At 38.6% G+C, this 20204-nt stretch carries 18 protein-coding genes and 3 tRNA genes; 4 read left to right on the forward strand and 17 right to left on the reverse strand.

The genetic code is table 11. From position 1 onward, the window contains the following. Positions 1-26 precede the first annotated feature (26 nt). The 3 genes from LEUM_RS09030 to trpS form a co-directional block, all read right to left on the reverse strand. Positions 27-1643, reverse strand: a complete 1617-nt coding sequence (locus tag LEUM_RS09030) for a peptide ABC transporter substrate-binding protein (RefSeq protein WP_011680424.1) — start codon at positions 1641-1643, stop codon at positions 27-29. 1201 nt (positions 1644-2844) lie between these two features. After that, positions 2845-4176, reverse strand: a complete 1332-nt coding sequence (locus LEUM_RS09035) for an APC family permease (protein WP_011680426.1) — start codon at positions 4174-4176, stop codon at positions 2845-2847. Positions 4177-4261: 85 nt separating this feature from the next. Next, entirely contained in the window at positions 4262-5281 is a 1020-nt protein-coding gene (gene trpS / locus LEUM_RS09040) for a tryptophan--tRNA ligase (RefSeq protein WP_002815607.1), read from the reverse strand. 293 nt (positions 5282-5574) lie between these two features. On the opposite strand from trpS, the gene hflX reads away from it, so the two are divergent. After that, a complete protein-coding gene (hflX, locus tag LEUM_RS09045; protein WP_010280121.1) occupies positions 5575-6876 on the forward strand; it encodes a GTPase HflX in 1302 nt (433 codons plus the stop codon). Positions 6877-6905: 29 nt separating this feature from the next. Here the strand turns inward: hflX and LEUM_RS09050 are convergent. From LEUM_RS09050 to mutY, 4 genes are all read right to left on the reverse strand, one after another. Next, positions 6906-6978 (reverse strand) — tRNA-Thr (locus tag LEUM_RS09050). 75 nt (positions 6979-7053) lie between these two features. Beyond that, positions 7054-7135: transfer RNA gene (locus tag LEUM_RS09055), tRNA-Leu, on the reverse strand. Positions 7136-7225: 90 nt separating this feature from the next. Continuing rightward, positions 7226-8335 carry an AI-2E family transporter gene (locus tag LEUM_RS09060; RefSeq protein ID WP_011680427.1) on the reverse strand — a complete coding sequence of 370 codons (1110 nt, stop codon included), beginning with the start codon at positions 8333-8335 and terminating at the stop codon, positions 7226-7228. Further along, positions 8319-9347, reverse strand: coding sequence for an A/G-specific adenine glycosylase (gene mutY, locus LEUM_RS09065; protein ID WP_011680428.1), 1029 nt, complete (start codon positions 9345-9347; stop codon positions 8319-8321). Before mutY ends, LEUM_RS09060 begins: the two co-directional genes overlap by 17 nt. An 88-nt stretch (positions 9348-9435) precedes the next feature. Here mutY and LEUM_RS10760 point away from each other — a divergent pair, with 88 nt between their 5' ends. The 3 genes from LEUM_RS10760 (at position 9436) to proC (ending at position 11885) form a co-directional block, all read left to right on the forward strand. After that, positions 9436-9579, forward strand: coding sequence for a hypothetical protein (locus tag LEUM_RS10760; protein ID WP_002815612.1), 144 nt, complete (start codon positions 9436-9438; stop codon positions 9577-9579). Between the two features lie 84 nt (positions 9580-9663). Then, entirely contained in the window at positions 9664-11061 is a 1398-nt protein-coding gene (locus LEUM_RS09070; RefSeq protein WP_011680429.1) for an MDR family MFS transporter, read from the forward strand. Between the two features lie 56 nt (positions 11062-11117). Then, positions 11118-11885 carry a pyrroline-5-carboxylate reductase gene (gene proC, locus LEUM_RS09075; protein WP_011680430.1) on the forward strand — a complete coding sequence of 256 codons (768 nt, stop codon included), beginning with the start codon at positions 11118-11120 and terminating at the stop codon, positions 11883-11885. A gap of 72 nt (positions 11886-11957) precedes the next feature. Here proC and LEUM_RS09080 read toward each other — a convergent pair. The 10 genes from LEUM_RS09080 to atpE all read right to left on the reverse strand — a co-directional run bounded on the left by LEUM_RS09080 (position 11958) and on the right by atpE (position 20187). Next, a tRNA-Glu gene (locus LEUM_RS09080) sits at positions 11958-12029 on the reverse strand. 55 nt (positions 12030-12084) lie between these two features. Beyond that, complete coding sequence (locus LEUM_RS09085; protein ID WP_041775254.1) at positions 12085-13329, reverse strand: NADH-dependent flavin oxidoreductase; 1245 nt, start codon at positions 13327-13329, stop codon at positions 12085-12087. Positions 13330-13389: 60 nt separating this feature from the next. After that, the gene (locus LEUM_RS09090) at positions 13390-14028 is read right to left on the reverse strand and encodes a LysM peptidoglycan-binding domain-containing protein (RefSeq protein WP_011680432.1); all 639 of its coding nucleotides are present in this window, start codon (positions 14026-14028) and stop codon (positions 13390-13392) included. A 370-nt stretch (positions 14029-14398) separates the two neighbouring features. Beyond that, positions 14399-14845: a F0F1 ATP synthase subunit epsilon gene (locus LEUM_RS09095; RefSeq protein WP_011680433.1), complete on the reverse strand. Its 447-nt coding sequence runs from the start codon at positions 14843-14845 to the stop codon at positions 14399-14401. A 14-nt stretch (positions 14846-14859) separates the two neighbouring features. Continuing rightward, positions 14860-16260, reverse strand: coding sequence for a F0F1 ATP synthase subunit beta (gene atpD / locus LEUM_RS09100; RefSeq protein WP_002815624.1), 1401 nt, complete (start codon positions 16258-16260; stop codon positions 14860-14862). A gap of 162 nt (positions 16261-16422) precedes the next feature. Further along, positions 16423-17331 (reverse strand): F0F1 ATP synthase subunit gamma, encoded by a 909-nt coding sequence (locus LEUM_RS09105; protein ID WP_011680434.1) that lies wholly within the window; start codon positions 17329-17331, stop codon positions 16423-16425. A gap of 14 nt (positions 17332-17345) precedes the next feature. Continuing rightward, positions 17346-18863 carry a F0F1 ATP synthase subunit alpha gene (gene atpA, locus LEUM_RS09110; RefSeq protein ID WP_002815626.1) on the reverse strand — a complete coding sequence of 506 codons (1518 nt, stop codon included), beginning with the start codon at positions 18861-18863 and terminating at the stop codon, positions 17346-17348. A gap of 12 nt (positions 18864-18875) precedes the next feature. Further along, positions 18876-19418 carry an ATP synthase F1 subunit delta gene (gene atpH, locus LEUM_RS09115; RefSeq protein WP_011680435.1) on the reverse strand — a complete coding sequence of 181 codons (543 nt, stop codon included), beginning with the start codon at positions 19416-19418 and terminating at the stop codon, positions 18876-18878. Positions 19419-19429: 11 nt separating this feature from the next. Further along, positions 19430-19933 carry a F0F1 ATP synthase subunit B gene (atpF, locus tag LEUM_RS09120; protein WP_011680436.1) on the reverse strand — a complete coding sequence of 168 codons (504 nt, stop codon included), beginning with the start codon at positions 19931-19933 and terminating at the stop codon, positions 19430-19432. 26 nt (positions 19934-19959) lie between these two features. Next, positions 19960-20187: a F0F1 ATP synthase subunit C gene (gene atpE / locus LEUM_RS09125; protein ID WP_002815630.1), complete on the reverse strand. Its 228-nt coding sequence runs from the start codon at positions 20185-20187 to the stop codon at positions 19960-19962. Positions 20188-20204: the final 17 nt, after the last annotated feature.

Genomic DNA, 20204 nt, shown 5'->3' on the forward strand with positions numbered 1-20204 from the left:
TGCTAATCCTGCCTTTATTTATTATCTTATTTCCAATACATATCCTGATATGCTGGCGAATGAAAACTATTACCTTTAAATCCACCAATTTTATCGGTAACAACGTTGGCTGTCACCGGTTGATATATCGGTACCATATATGCTTTTATTTTGGTGAAGTATTCATTGGCGACCTGTAATGTTTCATAGCGTTTTTTAGTATCACTTACTTGTGTCGCTGCCATTGTTAGATACCCATCGTATGTCTTATCACTGACCTTTGAAAAATTCAATCCATATCCGGTTTTTCCAATTGCCAATGGATATGCTGCATCCGGTACATTAACACTTAAACCAATATTTACCATATCAAAATCCTGTTTTAACACTTCTGAGACAACTTGTGAATGCGGAACATACTTTGTATTAATGCTAATGCCCTTAAAAGTGTGTTCAGCAGCATATTGAATGTACGCCCCAACCTTTCTACTGGTTGAATCATCGTCAAATGTCATTGTAAACGTAGCATTATTTTTTCCAATACTCTGCAAATATGCAGACCACTCAGATTGTGCTTTTTTCTTGTCCACCTTAAATTGTGTGCCAGCGTCTTTAGTAAAATCTGCGCCAGTTATAGGATTCGTCATAATTCCTTTTGGCACGGCGTTTGATTGTGGCATTGAACCATCATTCATTACGTTAGACGTAATAGCCTCACGATCGATTAAATATCCAAATGCTTGTCGCAAATGCTGATTATTCGTTTTATCGCTCGTCTCATTAAAGTATATCCCTCTAACAACAGCTTGTGGTGTAGCATGATAGTACTTTGTATTTTTATAAGTCTTGATATATTCATCAGACAACTGTGCAATATCTAAGTGCTTATTCTTAAATTCATTGGCAGCAGTCATTGGCGTTTTGATGACACGAACTTTGACCTTCTCAATTTGAACACGTTTAGCTGACCAATAATTTGAATTTTTAGTGAACATAAAACTTGAATTTGTTCCAGTCCAACCATTCATTTGATATGCGCCATTAGTCACCATGTATTCTGAAGCTGTACCATACTTATTCCCCCACTTAGCATAATTTTTAGTGTTAACCGGAATGATTGCAGTTGCCAATTTATCAAATGATGGTGTTGCTTGCGTTAAAGTAATTTGGACTGTGTGAGAATCAATCGCTTTAACGCCTAGTTTATCCGGTGTCATCGCACCCACATGCACCGAATCATAATTTTTCATAATTGAAATTGCATCAGCAGACGCTTGTGATTTTGTTTTTGGATCGGCAGTTGCACGAATTGCAGTCACAAAATCTTGTGCTGTAACTTTGTCGCCATTCGACCATTTAGCGTTATCACGTATTTTGAAAGTATAAACGGTGCCATTTTGTGAAGGTTTAACAATTTTTTCTGCCATAGCAGGGACAACTTTATTGCCCTTATATCGATAAAGTCCTTCATAAACTTGATCTTGTGCTTGACTTGAATAAATATCGGTAGTCATAATTGGATTCATCGTCATGACATCGTCTTTCATCATAACTTGCAGAGTTCGCACTTTGCTAACATCGCCATCATTATTCTTCGTAAACAAAACCCCTGATATAGCAGCGACAATGATCACTCCTGCTGCCCAACGTATATTCTTGTTCATATATTTTCCTCGTATTCGTGCAAATGTATCGTCACACGGTTAAAATCAAAAAGCCAATCCGTTAATGGATTGGCTTTTTGATAATGTCGTGTTATTTTCACGGAAAGCAAATCCAGTCGCACATATTGTAGCGACTGAAAATGCTCAACCGCTTTACTCAAGAATGAGGGCGTTGAGGAGTAATTGTGCTTGTTCAGCTTTCTTTTTCATTTTTGTTTTAATCATCATGTTGTTCTCCCGACATATTTGATGAAATTAATATTACATTATTATGGTATATTTTTCAACTATTTTTTAAAATTATAATAAATATCAATTTAGAGCATTTATTTAGGGGATTCAATGTGTTGACATCTTGATTAAAGAAAACATCTCGTAATTCCTTACCGGTTACTTTTGACCACCACTTGATTTTTTATATACTATCAACTGTTCTCTTAGGCATGCATTTTTATACGTTAACGATTATAAAATTTCCCATTTAATCAAATAATCATTTCCAGTTTCACCATAAAATTGTGTTGATAGAGTTGTTGATGGGTTATTAGTACGTTATCTGGTTTATTGTTTTACATCGACAGATAATCTAAATGATTGATAAATTTTTCAAACGATTCATATTCGCAATTGCTTCAGCTTGATATCTAGTCATTACTTTAGTAAATTCCCGTGTTACTGCTTTTTCGATGTCCTCAGCCCGAGACCATATTCTCGATACTAATTATCTTCATGCGTTACAGCGTGCAGCACTATCAGCCTATTCAAGCGAACAGGACTTCGAATCCCAATCGAAGCTAACCTTGAAAGAATCTCGTATCATATAGCTATCCATTTTGAGGACGCTATTCATCTCTCCTCCACTTCTATGCCTATTTTGACGTCCAGTATAGAGGTTTTCAAATCTCGTGACAGTATGAGATTAACAATTTTGTCTGGTGACCTTATTAATTACCGCCAATTTAAATCTCTCTTTGAAACAAAAAAGCCCATCCAAAAATGGATAGGCCATGTTGTTATTAGCTGTTCAAGACCGTCACATTGCGAACAACTAAAGGACTAAAACATCTCATTTGAAAATTAAGGGATTGAAGAGGAGCACATATGATACTATTGCTATGTCAGTTCTTCACTCAATCATATATATTTCTGTCCGATTTAATCAAACTAATAGCATTCTATTAGATCAATATTTACAAATACTTTACTCCTTATTCGTGCGGCGAGATAAGAATATATAAACAGGGTAACCAGCAGCGACAATTGCTATAGAAATTATTACACCAGACAAATCGTGCATAATCTCAGAGATTTCAACATAGAGTGAACCACAAATAGCGACGATTGGTATCCAAGGATACAGCGGCATAGAAAAGCTACGCTTCTCTCCAAAAGGATCCTTTTTGCGTAATTTAAAAACACCAGCAAAAACAAGTATATAAAATAAAAAGGTTGTAAAAATCGCAATATCGGTTAATCTATCTGGATTTGTAAAGACAATCATTAAAATGCCAAGAAAAATCATAAACCAAATGGACTTATTAGGTGTTCGAGAACGCATATTGATTTTGGCAAATTGTTTGGCAAACGGAAACAATCCATCGTTAGCCATTGCAAACAACACCCGAGGGAATGAAACGATTTTCCCGTTTAGTGTTCCAAGTAAAGAAATTAATACAGCGATACTCAATAACCTGCCACCAATAATACCAAATGCATTTGTAGCCATGTATAACGTTGTGTTTTGTCCCAACTTAACAATAGTATTAGCGGGCAAACTCTGATAAACGCCAAAACTCACACCAACATAGGCAACTAGAACAATCAAAATACCAAAAATAATAGCCTTGGGTAATACTTTTTGTGGATTTTTAATTTCACCACTTATATTAGCTAGAGTAACCCAACCATCGTAAGCAAATAAGGTGGCTAATACAGCCACTCCGAAGCCACCTTGGCCACTCTGCGAAACCTGAGCAACAGTCTGTCCAATCGCATCATGCTGTCCAAAAAAAAGGCCAAAAATGATTAATGCAATAATCGGCAACATTTTCACTGTAGTTGTTATTATTTGAAAACCGGCACTGAATCGGTTTGGAATTGAGTTAATAAGACCTACAAAAGATAATGCAATAATTGCGGATGGTATAGCTAAAGACTTAGATAATCCAAATAAATCAACAAATAAAATGCCAAAATATGCTGCAATAGATCCCATCATTGCTGGGCCGTAAAATACCACTTGCATCCACCCAGCTAAGAAACCCCAAACCTTACCATAAATTTTCTCGATATAAATATAAATGCCACCAGTTTTGTCCATTTGAGAGCCAATTTCAGCTACGCTGATTCCTGACGCTAGCGTTAAAAGACCTCCAGCAATCCACGCTAGCATCGCTGCGTTTGTACTACCTGCTGATTCTAAGACACTGCCTTGCTTAAAAAATATACCAGAACCAATGATTGTTCCAACAACTAAAGCTAATGATGCTGTTAATCCAAAACCACGATTCAATTTCTGTTCATTATTTCCCATCATATCTCCAAGATAAATAGATGATATCTTTATTATTCATCAATACCCATCACATCAAATAAAAAAGTTCGGAAAGTCCGAGCTTTTAATTACTAAAATAATCCAGTCCCATCACGTGACGGACATCTTTCATTGTTTCCTCGGCGACAACATTGGCTTTATTTGAGCCTTCTTGCAACATGTTCAAAACCGCTGGGATATCTTGGGCGTATTCTTCGCGTCGTTGACGAATTGGTGCCATTTCAGCTTCCATGACATCTATCAAATGCTTTTTTATTTTCATATCACCTAAGCCACCAGCAGTATACTGATCTTTTAGTTCTTGAACACGTTTTTTATCCGGATCAAAAATATCTAAGTAAGTAAACACCACATTACCTTCAACATGACCAGGATCAGTAATATTGATATGTAAGGGATCTGTATACATTGACTTAACTTTTTTCACCAATGTATCCGCATCATCACTCAAGAAAATGCCGTTATTTAATGACTTGGACATTTTTGCATTACCATCTAAACCTGGTAAACGCCCTTGCCCCTTGGGTGGAAAAACACCAACTGGTTCAACTAGGACATCAGACTTATAAGCATTATTGAACGAGCGTACTAATTCACGTGTCTGCTCAAGCATAGGCTCTTGATCATCCCCTACCGGCACCTTTGTTGCTCGGAAAATAGCGATATCAGCTGCTTGTGATACTGGATATGTCAAAAATCCTGCAGGGATTCCCTCATCAAAGCCTTTTTGTTTAATTTCTGACTTAACTGTTGGATTTCTTTGTAACCGAGCGACACTAACCAAGTTCATAAAGTATTCTGTAAGTTCGAATAACCCTTTGATTTGTGATTGTACAAAAATGGTTGTCTTAGCTGGGTCAATACCAACCGCCAAATAGTCCAAGGCTACCTCAGTTAATGATTGACGTATTTTTTCTGGATTACGAGCATTATCTGTAAATGCTTGTGTATCAGCAATCATAACAAATGGCAAGTAATCGCCAGAATTTTGCATGCTCACACGGTTTTTTAACGATCCAATATAATGACCAATATGTAGTTTACCAGTGGGACGATCACCAGTTAAATAAATTTCTTTTGACATGTTCAAAACCTTCTATTAATTAGTTAACTCATTCTATTATACGTTAAATCTAGGAGCAGCGTTGAAGAAATTATCACAAAACAAAGTACGTTATTATTGACATTTTCCTATAAAACTTATACACTATCACTATTAAGAAGAAAGAGGTACGAGAACTTGTTGAACAATTTTTAAGATGTGGTGAATAAAAGCAATAGATTGTTTTTATGCGCTTTTCTTGAGATTGGTCTGCCTTTTTCGTACTAAACACGTAAACTGCCACCAGTCTCGCAAGTTGATTGGAGGCATTTTTTATGCAAGAAAACCCTCGTAAAGTATTTTTAGTTGGCTTAACAACTAATCAGGGAAACCTAGACTACGAATTAGAAGAACTAGCGAACCTAGCAAAAGCAAATAATCTTGAACCCGTTGAAACTTTTACCCAAAAGCTAGAACGACCAAATCCTAGCACTTACTTTGGTAAAGGTAAGGTCGAAGAGTTAGGTGAAGCTGTAAAAACTTATGACGTTGATATGATTGTTGTCAATGATGAATTGACACCTTCTCAAATTCGTAACCTAGAAAAAACAACAGATGCTACTGTTGTCGATCGTACTGGTTTAATTCTCGAAATTTTCGCACAACGAGCCCAGACTAAAGTTGCAAAACTCCAAGTTCAGTTAGCACGTTTACAATATCAATTACCACGCTTACGTAAAAGCATGTCAATTTCATTAGATCAACAAACAGGTACAGGTGGCGCAGGTTTCACCTCACGTGGTTCTGGTGAAACAAAGCTAGAACAATCTCGCCAACGTATTACGTCTCAAATGGTTCATGTTCGTCAAGAACTGGCTGATTTAGATAAAAGTGAAAATACGCGTTCAATGCAACGACACGCTAACAACTTACCAAACGTAGCACTGGTTGGCTACACAAACGCTGGAAAGTCTACCTTGATGAATCGTTTGTTGATGCGTTTTGGTGTTGGTGCAGACAATGATGATAGTAAGCAAGTGTTTGAAAAAGATATGCTATTTGCTACGCTAAACACCACAGTTAGACAACTGACTCTTCCTGATAAAAGACAGTTTTTATTAAGTGATACGGTTGGTTTCGTATCCAAGCTACCTCATAACTTAGTTGCTGCTTTCAAATCAACATTACAAGAAGCGGCAAATGCAGATCTAATACTGCACGTGGTGGATGTTTCAGACGAGCATTATAAAGCTATGATGGAAACAACTGAGAAAACATTAACTGAGATTGGTGTTACTGGTAAACCCGTTATTACAGTATATAACAAAGCTGATCGCACTGAGTTGCACTATCCGGACATCTCTGGCGATAACGTGATTACTTTGTCAGCACTAGATACCAATTCTCAAGATGCACTGATTGATCTCATTGTTAAACATATTTTTAACGACAGCGAAGTCGTAACTTTGCATATACCCTTTGATAAAGGAAATGTTGTTGCCCAATTAGCGGCAAAACATAAATTTATAGAAGAACAATATGACGAAACCGGTAGTTGGTTAACCATTGAGCTATCTGAAGTTGAGCGAAACTTATTTCAACAATATATTACGAAAGAAAAAAGCATGAATTCATAGGAATTCATGCTTTTTCTTGAAAGTAATTATGCCGACCGCCGGGCTCAAACCGGCGACCCCCTCATTACTAGTGAGGTGCTCTATCAACTGAGCTAGGTCGGCAAATTAAAGTACTCAGGTACTACAAGTGAATAATACCAGATACCTCAATATATAAATATGGCGGCGGCCATATTATACGGGTGACAGGAATCGAACCTGCACGGATTACTCCACTGGAACCTAAATCCAGCGCGTCTGCCAGTTCCGCCACACCCGCATGTATCACACAACCCTTTAATTCTACTGGAAAAACCTAAATCAGTCAAGAGGGTAATACAACTTAAATCAAAAAAATGTTAAAAAACTGCTATTCTAACGATTCCTTAGTCAATTGACGCATTTCAATGGCAAATTTAACAACAGTTCGAGCAACTGCATACATTGGCACAATCAATATCATGCCAAAAATACCCCAAAGATTACCGGCTACCATCAAAAGAATCATAATTGTTAATGGGTGAATTTGTAATGATTTTCCAATAACATTTGGATAAATAAAGTTTCCATCCAATTGCTGAACAACCATCATCACAATCATTACCAACAACATTTGTTTCCATGATTGTGTACTGGCAACAATCAACGCTGGTATAACCCCAATCCAAGGGCCAATATATGGCACAATGTTAGTAATACCAGCAATCACACCCAGTAACCATGCGTATGGTTCACCAATAATTAAATAACCCACAGCCATGGTCATCCCGACAAACAACATTTCAAGAGCTTGCCCCGATATATATCTTTCAATAGTTTTATCCATTTTAAGTGTCAATTCTTTGACATTATCAGCAAAACGAACCGGAAAAAGCTTCTGGATTGCTGGTAGCAAGCGATCACCATCACTTAGCATATAAAATAAAACGACTGGAATAGTCACGACATTAATCGTGACCGATGTAACCATCGAGACAGCACTGCCTAATGTACCTGCCGTAATAGTTAAAAAAGAAGCCGAGTACTTGCCAACAGCACTCTTTACTTCATCTATATCAATTGACAAATTTAAATTTGATAACCACTTACTTTGTAGTGAATCTGTTACAAAGCGCTGTACGTTTTGTGCAAATTCAGGTAATGCAGTAATTAAATTAGTAATTTCCGCCACTAGAGTTGGTATCAATAAAATCAAGGAACCAGCTATCACGGCTAGGAACAACACAAAAGTAATTATAACAGCCAGTTGATGCGGCATTTTATGCCCTTTAACTGTAATTTTCTTTAAAAGTGTCAAAACAGGTTTCAAAACATAGTACAAAGATCCGGCGACAATCAATGGTACAAAAACCGTGGAAATAAATACTGAAATTGGTTTCATTAGAAAATCAAATCGGGAAACAATCAAAATTAAGAGCGATAGCGCTAATAATTCAATGGTCCAAAAAAATATATTTTTGTATTTAGAATTCGGTATCATATAATTTCTCCAATAATTTATGTTGTACCTTTGGTAAGCTTAATGCCGACCACTCATCAGAACTAAAATATTGTTGATTATCATTCAACATAGCTGTTTCTTGCTTCACTAACCAAATTTCCCATCGACGATGTGTAAAAATATGTGTCACGGGCTTAATATTTAACTGTTGACCCGTAATTGATTCTATACTTTCAATTTGTGTTAGTGGAAATGTCCAAAATCCAGCCAACAAACCGCTATCCGGTCGTTTTTCAAATAATAATTTACCATCTTTTTCAAAAACTGAAGCCATAAACAACTGTTTTACTGGTCGTTGTTTCGTGGTTTTAACAGGGTATTGATCCTCAACACCATCTCGAAAAGCCGCATTAAATTCACGCACCGGTGAATACAAGCTATCGGGATTTTTGGTTGTCATATAACTTGATCCCAAATCCATAATTGCTTGGTTAAAGTCCCCTGGTCTTTCCGGATCAACAATTGGCGCAATAATATCATAAAATATCTTACGTGATTTTGTATCAGCAATGTCAGCGTCAATTTTAAGTAATCTACTAAAAACACGATATTGGTTGCCATCAACTGCTGGGACTACCTCATTGAAACTTATTGACGCAATAGCTGCCGCTGTATATGGACCCACTCCTGGCAAGCTTTGCAGATCATCACTACTCTCTGGCCATTGCCCATGCAATTCATTGACAACAAACTGCGCCGCCTTTTGTAAGTTTCGCGCTCTCGAGTAGTAGCCTAAACCCTCCCATAATTTGAGCACAACATCCTCTGGTGCGGTCGCTAAATCACCAACCGTTGGTAACGATGTCATAAAGCGATCAAAATACGGAATAACTGTATCTACGCGTGTCTGTTGCAGCATAATTTCCGAAACTAAAACGCGATAAGGATCATGATTGACACGCCATGGCAAGTGCGCTCGCCCTTCTTTATCATACCAATTGAGCAATGTTTTACGAAATTCTTTAATTGTTTGTTCATTCCAAGTTTCCATAATATATATTGTAACACTTGTAATCGTATAGATTTTGCCGTATAATTATTATTTGTATGAAATCATTGAATAAAAAAGGAGCACAATCATGGTATTAAAGAAGCCACTTAACTCATTTGCACGTGCCCGCAAAGTTAGTCATAGCGCTGCTAAGAAACAACGTCAAGCTGCTATCGCAAAATTGCAACAATGGGCAAAAGGTAAGTCAGAAGAATTACCTTCTACAAAGTAATTTTATTGACTACTTAAAACCAGTATTTATACTGGTTTTTTGTTTGCATTTTTATGAATAAAAACCATGAAAGGTAGGATACTGTTGAATATAACACAAAAGCAAAAAACAATCTTAATCATATTAGTTATCGGCACCTTTTTAGGCTTTTTGAATCAAACATTAATGAATGTTGCCTTGCCAGATATCATGCGTGAATTTCATATTTCCACAGACTTGGGTCAATGGATGACAAATGGCTACATGTTAGTCAATGGTGTGATGGTTCCGTTAACAGCTTTTCTGATTCAACGCCTAACAACACGTACACTATACTTGACCGCCGCTGGACTATTCGCCGTCGGAACAGTAACTGCTGGATTTGCGCCAACATTTGATGTCCTCATTATCGGGCGTATGATTCAAGCAATGGGCGCCGGTGTATTCGGCCCTTTAATGAACGTCGTTGTCATGAACTTGTTTTCGCCCAATGAACGCGGATCTGCAATGGGAACAATCGGTTTGGCGCTTAATTTCGCCCCTGCTTTGGGTCCCAGCTTGTCGGGATTAGTCGTTACTAATTTAAGTTGGCGCTTCCTATTTTATCTTGTCGCACCATTAATTATTGCGAACTTCATCTTGGCTTATTTCTTACTACAAAATATTGGGCAACAAAAGAGGTTAAAATTCGATTTTATCGGCGTTGTTTTGTCAAGTATTGGTCTTGGATCATTACTTTACGGATTTTCTAACGCAGGTGCAACCCCTTGGAATGAGTTTACTGTATGGGGATTTGTATTAATAGGTATTATTGTTACAAGTTTATTCATTTGGCACCAGTATACAACTAAAACACCATTGTTAAATATGTCCGTATTTAAATATAGACAATTTAACGTTGCTGTTTTAATCAACGTTGTTTTGATGATTGCTATGTACGGTGGTGCACTGATGTTACCCCTCTATATGCAAAATGTGCGTGGTACCACGGCTTTTCAATCAGGTCTAGTGTTGTTTCCTGGTGCCTTAGTAACCGCATTTTTATCACCGTGGAGTGGTCGTTTATATGATCGCTACGGTGCTAAATACTTAACATTAGTTGGTATTATGATTACAGCGTTTGGCACTTTTATTTTAGCTTCTCTGACATTAACAACTTCACTTTGGCTCGCTGTTCTCGGACAGTTTGTCCGTCAACTTGGACTAGTCTTGGTCCTGATGCCAATTCAAACAGAGGCCTTCAATGCGTTACCTTTAACACTCATTCCTGATGGATCTGCCATGTTTACTACAATCAGACAACTTGCAGCATCATTTGGTACAGCCGCTTTGGTAACAATTATGACGAAAAGTGCACTTAACTATGGTCATAAACACGCACACCTCAGTGCTGAAATAGTTGATTTGCATGGTGTACAAGTAACTTTTTTAACTGCTGCATTCTTAATGTTGGTTGCAGCAAGTTTAACTAGCCTACTAAAACTTAAAACACGCGCCACATAAAATAAACAGATATTGTTTGCTATAATGTAACTATAAAACACAAAGGAGTCTCGACTATGAATTATGGTTTCATTGGTGCTGGCAACATGGCTACTGCGATGATTAAAGGCTTGATTTACGCAGGTATTGATAGCAAAAATATTTATGTTTCCTCTCCACACAGTGCGGCTAAATTGGCAGCAAATTTACATATCCAAGCAGCCGACTCAGAAACAATCGCAAAAAAGTGTGATATTGTCATTATCGCTTTCTTGCCTAACCAACTACGTACGCTGGGTAATTCTTTAAACCTAGACGGTAAAATTGTTATTTCAGTACTTGCGCAAGTGACGATTGCGGATCTTGATGAAGTGTTCCCAACAGCTTTTAATGTTCGTTCATTACCCAATATTAACTCAGCAATCGGTAAAGGTAGTACCGCTTTAGCATTTTCAAAGCGTTTAAACGAGGGTCAAATTGAAGTAGTGCAAAATTACTGGCATTTGTTAGGTACTACTAGTGTCCTTGATGAACAACATTTCGCTATTTTTTCAGCAATCGCGGGTTCAGGTCCTGCATTTGTCCTCAAATTTATCGATGCATTAACTCAGGCTGGCATCAACAACGGATTAGATGGAGAGAGTGCAGCCGCCATTGCTGCTTCAACTGTGGCTGGTACAACTGAAACCCTACAAAAATCAAATAGCGATGCAGTAACATTAATGAACAACGTTGCTTCTCCAGGCGGGTCCACTCGTGCTGGATTGGATAATTTTGAACAGAATGATTTTGATACTATTGTGAACTCAGCCATCAATGCTACCGTTAATCATAAACATACTTAAGCGTTCTTAGAACGCTTTTTATTTGCATTTTTTATACACAAAAAAAGCCACAACCTAAGTTGTGACTTTTGATAGCTCGTGAGAGAATCGAACTCTCGATTCTGCCGTGAAAGGGCGGCGTCTTAACCACTTGACCAACGAGCCATGATCAATATGTCATTTGTTTCAATCAAACAACTATATTAGTATATCAAGAATACTAATTATCGTCAACCCTTTTCTTCAAAGTCATTAATTTTGTCGGATCAATCTGTTGTCTGGGCTGAGTTGGCATACTTTTATAGTATTTCCAAGGTGTCTTTGGATCGAATTCTATGTCAGTTGTTACTGGGAACCCATTTTTAAAACGAGTTAATAACCACTTTTTTAGTGGCTTAGGTACTCCCAATAGATCAAAATCGGCTGGAGAAACAGCGTACCTAATAGACTTTTCATCATTTAATTTTACTTTCTGAACCCAATTTGGGTCAGCAATCAGCGCTCTACCCATGGCTGCAAAGGTCACTCCTTCATCGAGTAATGACTCAACTTGCATCGGTTGCTTAATGAGTCCTGCTACCATTAGTGGCACATTATCTGGTAAAACTTCCGTATAATAAGTCGTTATTTGTTTGACGGCTTTTGCGTCACGAAAAGGCTTTTGAAAAGCATCCTTTAGTGATAGATGTAAATAATCTATCTGTAGAGTAACCAACCTTTGTACAAAAGCTAATGAGTCTGCCAATGTAATCCCTGGGGTAGTTGATTCCTCTGGAGACTGCCTATAGCCCAGTAAAAATGGACGCTCTGCATACTTATCGATGGTATCACCGACCTTAGCGGTAACCGCTAACCCAAAACGCATTCTTTTTTCTAAAGTCCCACCCCAAATGTCTTGGCGTCGGTTACTTTCTGGTGAAAAAAACTGTTGTAATAAATACAAATTGGCACCATGCAACTCAACACCATCGAATCCAGCTAATATGGCCCGTTTTGTTGCTGCTGCAAAATCCTCAATTGTTTGCGAAATTTCCTCATGTTTAAGCTCACGAGGCGTTTCATGGCTACCGTGAGGGTAAGGCTGAGCAGAAGCTGAAACAATTTGTTCACCACGCAAAATTGTTTGGTTTGATTGACGACCAGATGCAAATAACTGCAAAATAGCCTTAGCACCACCAGAATGAATTGCACTAGCTAACCTTGACAGTCCCTCAATCTTATCGTCATCAGCAGCTGAAAGGCCACCTTCCCAGCCTTTTCCGAGTTCATTAACGTATGCTGCCTCAACAATAATCATTCCCGGACCATTTGAACGCATTTGATAATATTTCAGTTCATTATCTGACACACTGCCATCTTCCAGAGAGCTTTTTAGCGTAGTTGGTGCCATAACTATATGGTTTCGAACTGTTATTGGTTTATTTTTAAATGTATATGAGTCTAAAAAATCGTAATTTATTTGCATAAATTTATTATAACGAAAAAAAACGCCAAATGGCGACTTTCTTTTTTATAAAACTAAATTTTAATACCAACCAGTAGAATTTGAATGTGCCAAAGCGTTAACAGCAGTACCATAACGGGCTGCAATATATGCCTTCATAGCATTCAATTGATCATTGTAGTCGGCAGTGTTACCACCGTAAATAGAACGTGCTTGTGCAGATAATTGACCCAAGCCATAGTATTGACCGTTAGTAGCATTAACATTTCCACTTGATTCACGTGCAATCAGTGCATTCAAAGCAGCTGTTTCTGATGATGAAGATGATGACGTTGTTGTTGAGCTAGTAGCAGCTGTTGTTGTTGAAGCTGTTTGTGTTGAAGTTGAAGCTGTGTTATCAGTTGAAGATGTTGTTGAGGCTGCTTGTGTTGTTGATGAAGTATCAGCAGCAGCTGTTGTTGTTGAAGCTGTTTGTGTTGAAGTTGTGTCATCTGTGGCAAAACTCAAATGTTGTCCTGTAACGATCCAGTTAACATTTGAAATATTGTTTTGAGCAGCAATTTTGTCAACTGAAACGTTGTACTTTGCTGAAATTTTATTTAATGTGTCACCTGATTGAACAACATAATCTGTTGTATCGGCACTTGCATGGGCTCCTCCGAACGCTAAGGCACCGGCAACACCGGCAGCGATTGTCAAAGTCTTCTTAATATTAAACATATATATTTGTACTCCTAAAGTTGTCTGTTCTGATTTAGATACACCAGAATTGGCACATCCATGTAATTAACTTACGAGTATTAGTTTAGTCGTTGAATATAATAGACAAACGTCTGGAACATATCAAGAATATTACATACTATTATTTACTATACACTCTACTATCACCTTGTCTTATAACAATCTTAATATTTGGTTATCTGCTTAATATAGATGTTTTCTGTCTTTTTTAATTGCACTAAAATGTAGTTTTTAGCCTAAAAATGTCATTATATCTTACTTTGAACTAGGACTTATTATCGATATTCAATCATTTTTTCATTATAAAAACCCTCGAAACAATTATTTCGAGGGTTTAAATTCTTTTTATTTAGCGACCAGATTTCAGAGCCGCAACGTGAATACGGTTCACCGCACGCATTAAAGCAATTCGTGCGCGACGTAATTCAGCGTCATTATGATCATCTTGTGCATGTGCCAAACGTGCTTCCGCACGCTCCTTGGCGCTTTCAGCACGCGACACATCAATCACATCCGAAGTTTCAGCACTATCGGCTACAACTGTCAAAGTATCATTTGAAAACTCAGCAATACCACCATTAACAGCCAATGATTCCTTATCATCACCGCGCTTGACGATTAACTCATCAATTGTTAGAGCTGCTAATATCGGTACGTGCTTTGCCATGATACCCACTTGACCACCTTGAGTGTTTACAACAGCGATATCAATACCACTTTCATTGTAAACTTCACCCGCTGGTGTCACGATTTGAACAGTAATGCCTTTTGTTGCAGTTGTTGTTTCATCTGCCATATGTCAATACCCCCTTATTGGGCCATTGTCTTGGCTTTTTCAACAACCTGTTCAATAGCACCAACGTTACGGAATGCATCTTCTGGCAAATCATCATATTTACCATCCAAAATTTCCTTGAATGAACGTACAGTTTCAGCAACTGGTACATATTCACCATTGATACCAGTAAACGTTTCGGCAACTGAAAATGGTTGTGACAAGAAGAATTGAATACGACGTGCACGGTTAACAGTCGTCTTCTCTTCATCTGACAATTCATCCATACCCAGAATTGAAATGATATCTTGCAATTCACGATAACGTTGCAGTGTACGTTGTACTTCAGTAGCAACTTCATAATGTTCTTGACCAACAATTTGTGGATCCAAAGCAGAAGAAGTTGATGCCAAAGGATCAACGGCTGGGTAGATACCTTGTTGTGTCAATGCACGTTCCAAGTTAGTTGTTGCATCCAAATGCGCGAATGTTGTAGCAGGCGCTGGATCAGTATAATCATCGGCAGGCACATAAACGGCTTGAATTGAAGTAACTGAACCCTTCTTAGTTGAAGTAATTCGTTCCTGCAATTGGCCCATTTCTGTTGCCAATGTTGGCTGATAACCAACGGCTGATGGAATACGTCCCAACAAAGCTGACACTTCAGAACCAGCCTGAGTGAAACGGAAAATGTTATCGATAAACAACAACACATCCTTACCTTCATTATCACGGAAGTTTTCAGCCATTGTCAAACCTGTTAAGGCAACACGCATACGTGCACCTGGTGGTTCGTTCATTTGACCATAAACCATGGCAGTTTGTTTCAAAACGCCTGATTCTTCCATTTCATGGTACATGTCATTACCTTCACGGGTACGTTCCCCGACACCAGTAAAGACCGAAATACCGTTGTGGCCTTGCGCAATGTTGTGAATTAATTCTTGAATCAGAACTGTCTTACCAACACCGGCACCACCAAACAAACCAATTTTTCCACCACGAACATATGGAGCAAGCAAATCAATAACTTTAATACCTGTTTCCAATATCTCTGTCGAGCTTGTCAACTCATCATACTTTGGTGCATCACGATGAATTGAGCTACGACGAACATCAGAAGCAATTGCACCATTATTATCTACAGGTTCACCCAATACGTTGAAGACACGACCAAGTGTAGCTTCACCAACTGGAACCTCAATAGGATTACCAGTGTCAACTACTCCCATGCCTCGTTGGAGCCCGTCTGTTGAGTCCATGGCAATCGTGCGGACAACGCCGTCACCCAAAGCCAAAGATACTTCAACTGTCAATGATTGCCCATTACCCTTATCAATTACAAGGGCATTGTTGATATCAGGAACTTGTTGCCCTGCTTCAAACGCAATATCGACGACCGGACCAATCACTTGTACGACTTTTCCAGTACTCATTGTCGTTTCCTTTCAGTTTTTAAGTATAAGGCTATACATGAACTGAACCGACCAATGCCAAAGTAGCCATTGGTTTTGATTCCTTTATTATGTTATACCAAATACATTCCTACACAAATAAATGTGCGTATTTTTAATATAGATTGAATGGCATTAATTAGCTTATTCCAAAGCCGCCATACCACCAGTAATTTCAGTAATTTCAGTCGTAATTGCTGCTTGACGTGCACGGTTGAACTGTAATTCTAAACGACCAATAAGATCTTTCGCATTATCAGTTGCACCCTTCATCGCTGTAGATGAAGCAGCGTGTTCAGCCGTTTTTGCATCAAGCACTGCTTCATACACTAAACTTTGCGCAAACTGTGGCAAAACAACGTTCAATACTGCTGTTGTATCTGGTTCGATTTCATAAGTTGCTTGAACATTAAGTTCAGCTTTTTGTTCTTCCGTTCCACCCATTGCATTCAGAGTGTCCCCAGTTAGTGGCAATAATTGCACGTCCCTGTATTCACTAGTCAAACGGTTCACGAAATGGTTATAAACCACATGAAGTGCGTCAAACACTTCATTTTCATATAGACTTGTCACCGTTTTAACAACCGAACGAATTTCATTAAATGTTGGAACATCTGACACACCGCGGTGTTCTAAAATAACCTCAAACCCACGTTTCTTATAAAAATCAGCTCCATTACCACCGACAGCCAAAATCGTTGTATTGCTTGTATCCAAATTCAGATTTTGCATTAAAACATTGGTTTGTTTAATAACATTTGCATTGTATGATCCAACTAACCCACGATCTGATGTGACCACCAGAATACCAGTTTTTTTAATTGGACGTTGTGCAATCAATGGAATATGATCAGCATCTGCATTATCAAAGAGGTGAGCTGAAACTAAATGTTCAACAACTGCCTCTAAACGAGCTGCATAAGATCCATACCCTGCACTGTATTTTTGAATTTGACTTAATTTTGCCGTTGAGACCATTTGCATGGCACTCGTAATTTGACGTGTTTTTTTAGTGGATGAAATACGACGCTGAATATCTTGCAAAGAAGCCATAACAGCGCCTCCTTTTATTCTGCTGATTCAGATCCAGCAAATCCAGCCTTAAAGGCTTCGATTGCTGCATTCAAATCAGCCTCTTCAGGTAAGTTCTTTGTTTCAACAATTGCTTTGAATAATTCTGAAGCATTTGCATCAACATATGCAATCAATTCATCTTGGAAACGTTGAATATCTGCTACTTCAACATCATCCAAGTAACCATGTGTCAATGCATATAATACAACAACTTGATGTTGTACGGGCATTGGTTTGTTCAATGGCTGCTTCAAAATTTCAACAGTACGACGTCCACGAGCAAGCTTTGCTTGGGTTGCTGAATCCAAGTCAGAACCAAACTGCGCGAAACTTTCTAACTCACGGAAAGACGCCAGATCCAAACGCAATGTACCAGCAACCTTCTTCATAGCCTTAATCTGCGCATCACCACCAACACGTGAAACAGAAGTTCCAGCGTCAATGGCAGGACGGACACCAGCATAGAATTGATCAGCATCTAAGAACACTTGACCATCAGTAATAGAAATTACGTTTGTTGGAATATACGCAGAAACATCACCGGCCTGCGTTTCGATAAATGGCAAAGCAGTCATTGAACCGCCACCTAATTCATCGCTCAACTTAGCCGCACGCTCTAGTAAACGTGAGTGCAAGTAGAAAACGTCACCAGGATAAGCTTCACGTCCTGGTGGACGACGAAGAATCAATGACAGCTCACGATAAGCCGTGGCTTGCTTTGATAAATCATCATACACGATCAAAACGTGCTTGCCATTATACATGAATTCTTCACCCATGGCTGCACCAACATAAGGCGCCAAATACAACATTGGTGCTGGTTCGGAAGGACCAGCATTAACAACAATTGTATAGTCCATAGCGCCCATTTGACGTAAGGTTTCAACTTGTGCACGCACAGTTGAATTCTTTTGGCCAATGGCAACATAGATAACGATCATGTTTTGATCTTTTTGATTCAAAATTGTATCGATGGCCAAAGAAGTTTTACCTGTCTTACGGTCACCAATGATTAACTCACGTTGTCCACGTCCAATTGGAACAAGGGCATCGATTGCTTTAATACCTGTCTGTAATGGTTCGGAAACGGATTTACGTTCCATAACACCAGGTGCTTTTACTTCTACAGGGCGTGTCTTATCTGTCTTGATTTCACCCAATCCATCAATTGGTTGACCCAAGGCGTTAACAACGCGTCCGATTAATTGTTCGCCAACTGGCACTTCCATGATGCGGCCAGTACGCTTTACTGTGTCACCTTCGCGAATATCGTCAAAACCACCAAGAATGATAATTCCAACTTCGCTCGATTCGAGGTTTTGGGCCATGCCGTAAGTGCCATTAGCAAATTCGACAAGTTCACCAGCTAAGGCATTTGCCAAGCCAGTTGCACGGGCCACACCATCACCAACATAAGTGACAGTTCCCACTTCTTCTACAGTTAGCGTTGTGTCGAACTTTTCGAGCTGTTGCTTAATTAAAGCAGAAATTTCTTCAGCTTGAATAGCCATTATTCTTCCTCACTAACCTAATAATTGTGCCTTCATTTTGGCAATTTTTGTTTGCAAGCTACCATCAATTAAAGTTGATTGTGACTGCAAGATAACACCACCAAGGATGCTTTCATCAACTACGTTTTCAATATTAACTTGCTGTGCACCTGTTTTTGATGCAAAGACAGAAGCTAATTTATCTAAACGTCCATCGTCTAGTGCAACAGCCGTAGTTGCTTGCACATCCACGATGCCATTTACTTCATTATATTGGCTGACAAATTCATCAACTACAATTGATAAAATGTTCAAACGATTGTTAACCTGTAACAGCTTAACCAAATTTTTAACTGAGTCAGTGCTGTTACCTGTTAATGTTTTTAACAGATCATCACGTGAAGCAATAGCAACGTCCGCTGATGAGGCAATAGTTATGAAATTTTGGTTTTCATCAAGCACTGTTTTAATTGTGCGTAAATCCGTCAAAACCTCATCAACATTATCTTGTTCGCCAGCAAGTTCAAAAATTGCTTTGGCGTATTGGTTAGCAATATCTTTAATATTCTTTGCCATCCCAATACTCCTTATTTAGTTTCTAAATCTGAAATGTAAGCATCAATTAATGCTTGTTGATCATTTAACGATAGTTCTTTTTGCATTAACTTTGAAGCGATTGCCACCGAAAGGGCTGCAACATCGTTTTTTGCACCAGAAATTGCGTCTTCCTTGAGCTTTTGTGCATCTGTCTGCGCTTGTTGGCTGACAGAAGCTGCGCGATCGTTAGCTGCAGAGACGATTAGGTCACTTTGCTTTTGAGCGCTAGCTTTTGCATCATTAACCACTTTTGTGGCATTTTGACGTGTTTCAGCCAATTCAGCTTGACGTTGTGATGCTAATTTCTCTGCCTCTTGACGAGCTACTTCAGCACCGTCAATGTCAGAAGAAATTTTATCAGCACGTTCATCAAGAACTTTTGTCAATGGTCCGTAGGCCACCTTCTTCAAAATGAGCATCAACAAGAGGAAGGCGATGATAATAAACAGCATATTTCCAAGTGGAAGTGCTGCCAATGTTGTTATTCCCAACATGATTTTCCTCCGCTACTATTGTGTGATTACTTGCCCATCAACATGAAGGCGAAGACAATTGACAAAATTGGCATAACTTCGACCAACGCAACACCCAAGAACATACGTGACAACAAACGACCTTCAAGTTCTGGTTGACGGCTCATGCCTGCCAAGAACTGTGAAATCAAAACACCGTTACCAATACCACCACCAACGGCGGCTCCAGCAGCTGCAAGACCTGCTGCGATTACACCAAGATTGTGCAAATCCATTAGATTTCTCCTTATTC

The organism is Leuconostoc mesenteroides subsp. mesenteroides ATCC 8293, from assembly GCF_000014445.1.
GTDB classification, from domain to species: Bacteria; Bacillota; Bacilli; order Lactobacillales; family Lactobacillaceae; genus Leuconostoc; species Leuconostoc mesenteroides.

Coding starts and splice junctions, on each gene's coding strand:
- atpH (WP_011680435.1), bottom strand. CDS start 19,418: ATGGCAAAGAATATTAAAGATATTGCTAACCAATACGCCAAAGCAATT.
- LEUM_RS09035 (WP_011680426.1), bottom strand. CDS start 4,176: ATGGGAAATAATGAACAGAAATTGAATCGTGGTTTTGGATTAACAGCA.
- atpA (WP_002815626.1), bottom strand. CDS start 18,863: ATGGCTATTCAAGCTGAAGAAATTTCTGCTTTAATTAAGCAACAGCTC.
- atpF (WP_011680436.1), bottom strand. CDS start 19,933: ATGTTGGGAATAACAACATTGGCAGCACTTCCACTTGGAAATATGCTG.
- hflX (WP_010280121.1), top strand. CDS start 5,575: ATGCAAGAAAACCCTCGTAAAGTATTTTTAGTTGGCTTAACAACTAAT.
- LEUM_RS09095 (WP_011680433.1), bottom strand. CDS start 14,845: ATGGCAGATGAAACAACAACTGCAACAAAAGGCATTACTGTTCAAATC.
- LEUM_RS09085 (WP_041775254.1), bottom strand. CDS start 13,329: ATGCAAATAAATTACGATTTTTTAGACTCATATACATTTAAAAATAAA.
- LEUM_RS09105 (WP_011680434.1), bottom strand. CDS start 17,331: ATGGCTTCTTTGCAAGATATTCAGCGTCGTATTTCATCCACTAAAAAA.
- LEUM_RS09030 (WP_011680424.1), bottom strand. CDS start 1,643: ATGAACAAGAATATACGTTGGGCAGCAGGAGTGATCATTGTCGCTGCT.
- proC (WP_011680430.1), top strand. CDS start 11,118: ATGAATTATGGTTTCATTGGTGCTGGCAACATGGCTACTGCGATGATT.
- LEUM_RS09090 (WP_011680432.1), bottom strand. CDS start 14,028: ATGTTTAATATTAAGAAGACTTTGACAATCGCTGCCGGTGTTGCCGGT.
- mutY (WP_011680428.1), bottom strand. CDS start 9,347: ATGGAAACTTGGAATGAACAAACAATTAAAGAATTTCGTAAAACATTG.
- LEUM_RS10760 (WP_002815612.1), top strand. CDS start 9,436: ATGGTATTAAAGAAGCCACTTAACTCATTTGCACGTGCCCGCAAAGTT.
- atpD (WP_002815624.1), bottom strand. CDS start 16,260: ATGAGTACTGGAAAAGTCGTACAAGTGATTGGTCCGGTCGTCGATATT.
- atpE (WP_002815630.1), bottom strand. CDS start 20,187: ATGGATTTGCACAATCTTGGTGTAATCGCAGCAGGTCTTGCAGCTGCT.
- LEUM_RS09060 (WP_011680427.1), bottom strand. CDS start 8,335: ATGATACCGAATTCTAAATACAAAAATATATTTTTTTGGACCATTGAA.
- trpS (WP_002815607.1), bottom strand. CDS start 5,281: ATGTCAAAAGAAATTTATTTAACTGGTGATCGTCCCACTGGTAAACTA.